7 protein-coding genes are annotated in these 3607 nt (G+C 51.7%); 6 read left to right on the top strand and 1 reads right to left on the bottom strand.

The annotated features are described in order from the left end of the window. On the top strand, window positions 1–675 hold a 675-nt coding region (locus tag L5656_RS10940; protein WP_297202879.1), incomplete at its 5' end, for a hypothetical protein. Here L5656_RS10940 and L5656_RS10935 read toward each other — a convergent pair. After that, window positions 658–852 (bottom strand): hypothetical protein, encoded by a 195-nt coding sequence (locus L5656_RS10935; RefSeq protein ID WP_297202877.1) that lies wholly within the window; start codon window positions 850–852, stop codon window positions 658–660. The two genes, L5656_RS10940 and L5656_RS10935, sit on opposite strands and share 18 nt — an antisense overlap. Before the next feature lie 159 nt (window positions 853–1011). On the opposite strand from L5656_RS10935, the gene L5656_RS10930 reads away from it, so the two are divergent. From L5656_RS10930 to L5656_RS10910, 5 genes are all read left to right on the top strand, one after another. After that, window positions 1012–2025 (top strand): DUF3854 domain-containing protein, encoded by a 1014-nt coding sequence (locus L5656_RS10930; protein WP_297202876.1) that lies wholly within the window; start codon window positions 1012–1014, stop codon window positions 2023–2025. A 58-nt stretch (window positions 2026–2083) separates the two neighbouring features. Continuing rightward, window positions 2084–2326 carry a hypothetical protein gene (locus L5656_RS10925; RefSeq protein WP_297202875.1) on the top strand — a complete coding sequence of 81 codons (243 nt, stop codon included), beginning with the start codon at window positions 2084–2086 and terminating at the stop codon, window positions 2324–2326. Further along, complete coding sequence (locus L5656_RS10920) at window positions 2326–2712, top strand: type II toxin-antitoxin system PemK/MazF family toxin (protein ID WP_297202874.1); 387 nt, start codon at window positions 2326–2328, stop codon at window positions 2710–2712. The genes L5656_RS10925 and L5656_RS10920 overlap by 1 nt, the downstream gene beginning before the upstream one ends. Window positions 2713–3098: 386 nt before the next feature. After that, complete coding sequence (locus tag L5656_RS10915) at window positions 3099–3371, top strand: hypothetical protein (RefSeq protein ID WP_297202873.1); 273 nt, start codon at window positions 3099–3101, stop codon at window positions 3369–3371. Continuing rightward, the coding region (locus L5656_RS10910; protein ID WP_297202872.1) for a toxin-antitoxin system HicB family antitoxin at window positions 3358–3607 on the top strand (250 nt) is incomplete at its 3' end. The genes L5656_RS10915 and L5656_RS10910, both read left to right, overlap by 14 nt.

The raw sequence follows: 3607 nt of genomic DNA, 5'->3' as shown, positions 1-3607 counted from the left end.
AGAACCGACCTAGGTTCTGACAGAGCCACTGAAGAAGACTCACTTAAGAATAATAATGTTGTTGTAGTAAATAAGGCACCCATCGCTGAGACTCCGAAAATTCCCTTGACCGGAACTAGTTGTAAGGTAGAGGCCATCCCTGAAACTCTCAATTCGGTAGGTACCAATCCGGATCCGCATGATCTGCAAGAGAACTTAATGCCGGGCTCAGAGACTAATGCGATTTTTAGTCTAGGTGCTAGTGTACAAGATGAAGCTTTAGTTAATCACCAGCCTAACTGGACCAACGGGGGAATTTATTTGGGAGAAAAATCGTCCCGGATTAGCTTTAATAATAACACAGATGAAATAATCCAAGACCATATCTCCACTGCCCCAGCCCGCGAAATCCAGGAAGCGTTTATAAAAGCAACGGGCCAGCCTTTAGCAGCTAAAGCTCTTCGGGAATTAACAAGATACCCTCTAGATTATGTGCTGGCCAAGATTGCGATGGTGGAGGTAGGCAAAGAAAAAATGAATGCCCCCGGCTGGCTTATTGAAGCCTGCCGGGAGGATTATCAGCACTTGCGGGTGAAGGCGAGAAAGAGGCAAACGAGCCCCAAAAGCCCTCCGGCCCCAAAACTCCCGGACACCAGCAAGGACGATAAGTATAGAGACCTATACCGGCTGGTCTAGCCGGCAAGCCTTGTGCCGCCGCCACGCTTTGGCCTTTACAGGCCGGCGTCGCGGCGGCCTTTCAATGCAGCGGTAAGCAGCAGGAAGGCTTTCGCCCTCCTGCTGCTTTGATTCAGTGATAGTGTGGCCTTCCGGCTGCCTTTCTATTTTACTGCCGCCCTGGGCCGGGGCCGGCAAGGGCAAGGGCCTGCGGCATATGCTCCCTCGCTTCGCTCGGTCCGCTATTCCTCGGCCCGGCCCTGCGGGCCGCCCTTGCCGCCCGGCCGGGCGGCTGTGTTTTACGGCCGAGGCCGGAAGGCCAAAGGCCGAAGGCCAAAAAAGAAGGAGGCTGTGAAGATGCCGGTGGCCAGGCGGGATTACGAGCGGTTCATAAAGGCCTCGAGACATAACCCGTGCCCTGTTTGCGGCAAACCTGATTGGTGCGGCTTCAACAGTTACATCTGCAGCTGCATGAGAATTAGCGAAGGAGCGTTTAAGCATGTTATCTTGAGCAACGGCCAGGTAGCCCACCTTCACTGGCTGGAGCCCGGCAGGGTTACTTTTGAGAGAAATCGGGAAGAGATAATACCCGTAGCAGGCGCAGAGCTGGCTCCCATAGAGGTACGGGACCGGGTATACCGGAGTTTCTTGCGGCTTTTATACCTTTATCCCCGCCACCAGGAGGACCTGCACAGGCGGGGCCTAGACGATAAGGAGATTAAGAGAAACGGCTACAAATCGGTACCGGAAAATGAACCTCCCTGGGTAATATGTAGGAGGCTTATAAATAATAATGGCCACAACCTGGAAGGAATCCCTGGATTCTACTTGGCTAAGAGTCAACATGACGGGTACTACTGGACCTTTGACCCTTCTCCAGGGTACTTTATCCCCATCCGGGACAGCCAGGGCCGGATCCAGGCCCTGCAACGGAGGATGGACGATACTTCTAACGGCAAATACAAGCTTTTCAGTGGCCACGTAAACAAGGGCGGTTGTTCTTGTGGTACTCCTGCCCATGTGGCCAGGCCGGAAGAGATAAAGGACCCACGGGTATGGATCACTGAGGGACCCCTCAAGGCCGATATTGCCGCAGCTTATCTAGATGCTTTGGTTATAGGTGTCGCGGGTGCCACTTCCTGGAAGCCAGCGCTTTACGTGGTCGAGGAGCTAGCAGCGAAGGAAGTGGTAATAGCCTATGATATGGACCAGAAGAGTAACGAGGCGGTGGCCACCGCCAAGAGAATGCTGGCGGCAAAATTGAAGGGAATGGGCATAGTGGTCCGGGAGGCGGTTTGGGAAGCCAGGTGCAAAAACGAAAAAGGGATAGACGATGCGCTGATGGTAGGGCTGGAGGTAAGGGTTGTTTGATTGATTTTGGCGATATCATATGCTACTATGTTTTTAGCCGAAAGGAAGGTGATAAATGGTGAGTGTAGCCAAGGACGAATTATACCGACTAATAGAAGCGTTGCCAGAGAAAGAGACTCCTGTAGTGAAAAGGTTTTTGGAGTTTTTATTAGTCCAATCGAAAAAAGAAGACCAAGCGTGGTTGGAAGCTGAATTGGGCAAATTGCCTCCGTATGATTGGGGTCCAGAGGGACCGCCTAAAGGGAAACCGGTACGGTACGAGGCAGGTATCGGATTGATTGTCGAAGGAGGCAAACAGTAATGGCCGTTGAGGCTGTAGCAGCAGGGGATATTCTTGTGATTGCCCTTCCTCTCCATGACCCTAAAGGACATGAACAGGAAGGAGTAAGGCCTGCTGTCGTTGTCGGTGTGCCTCAAGGTCCCGTGCGTTATCCCGTAGTTATTGTGGTACCATTGACAACTACAAGTGGCCCTTGGGTCAAGCAAAACCCTGATCTATACCAGCCTTTGCCTCCGGGAGCAGGGGGAATTCCCCGAGCCTCTATAGCTTTAATTGACCAGGTGCGAGCCATTGATGTTAGACGAGTAAAAGCATATCTTGGAACCTTAGAGGAAAAGACATTTGAGCCCATCCGAACTAGCTTACTTAAACTTTTCGAGAAAAAGCCTTCTCATGACCAGGGTTAAGTCTTTTTGGGGAATACTGGACTGTTCACCCTCCTAGTCAAGCTTGATCAACCCGGCTATAATCTGCCGGGTGTTTTTATTTTGCTAAGTGTAGGGTTGGCCTGCCACAGCAGGCCTTCCTGATTCCAGGGACCAGGCAAACTGGACGGAAGGAGCGCCACGCTATGGCCGATGCCGGCGCGCTCCTTTCTGAAGGCAGGTTAAGGGAGCTGACGCTCCGAACTACACACGCCTGGCAGAGCCAGGCGGTAACTAACTTTCCTTTGTACGACTCCTTCGTCGTACATCCCCCAATTTCCAGTAAATCCTGTATGACAAATTGGCCGTATTTTTTGGCTTCACTATCAAAGACTGTATGACAAGGTCAGTTAGAAGGAGGAAAAACCATGAAGAGGCTGATCGAGAGAATTGACCTCCGCGTTGATAAGGAACTCTACCGTATGCTAAAGGCGGAAGCCGCATATTTAGGTATATCTATAGCGGAAGTCGTCAGGAAAATCCTCTGGGGGTATTTTGAAAGAAAAAAAGAATACAAAGATGACGAAAAGCGCTTTCGGGCCATAATGGAAGAAGTTGTCGAGGAGATGGACAGGACCATGGCAGAATTCTTACAGGAAGTAGCAGAGAAAAGGAGGGAAGTTTCCGATGAAGGAAAATAGCAGGTTTGTGAAGCGCCTTATGGTTCGTATCCCTGAAAAGCTCGAAAGGCGGCTCCGGGCCGAGGCAACCAGGCGGGGCCTCTCGGTAGCAAATCTGGTCCGGGATATACTGGAGCAGGCCTTGAGCGAAGAAGCAGCCGGGCTGGCAGCCAGGGAAGGCAGGGAAGCCCTGGAAGAAGTGGTCAGGAAGGCCATAAAGCCTGAGATGGACCGGCTGGCAAAGCTTATATCCAGGG

The organism is Thermanaeromonas sp., from assembly GCF_021890735.1.
Classification (GTDB): Bacteria; Bacillota; DSM-521; order Neomoorellales; family Neomoorellaceae; genus Thermanaeromonas.
Note: the sequence above shows the minus strand (reverse complement) of the source record. Positions and strands in the feature narration are given on the sequence as shown.

Bases quoted from the DNA above. Each gene is read 5' to 3' on its own strand.
- L5656_RS10930 (WP_297202876.1), top strand. From the start codon at position 1,012: ATGCCGGTGGCCAGGCGGGATTACGAGCGGTTCATAAAGGCCTCGAGA.
- L5656_RS10920 (WP_297202874.1), top strand. From the start codon at position 2,326: ATGGCCGTTGAGGCTGTAGCAGCAGGGGATATTCTTGTGATTGCCCTT.
- L5656_RS10915 (WP_297202873.1), top strand. From the start codon at position 3,099: ATGAAGAGGCTGATCGAGAGAATTGACCTCCGCGTTGATAAGGAACTC.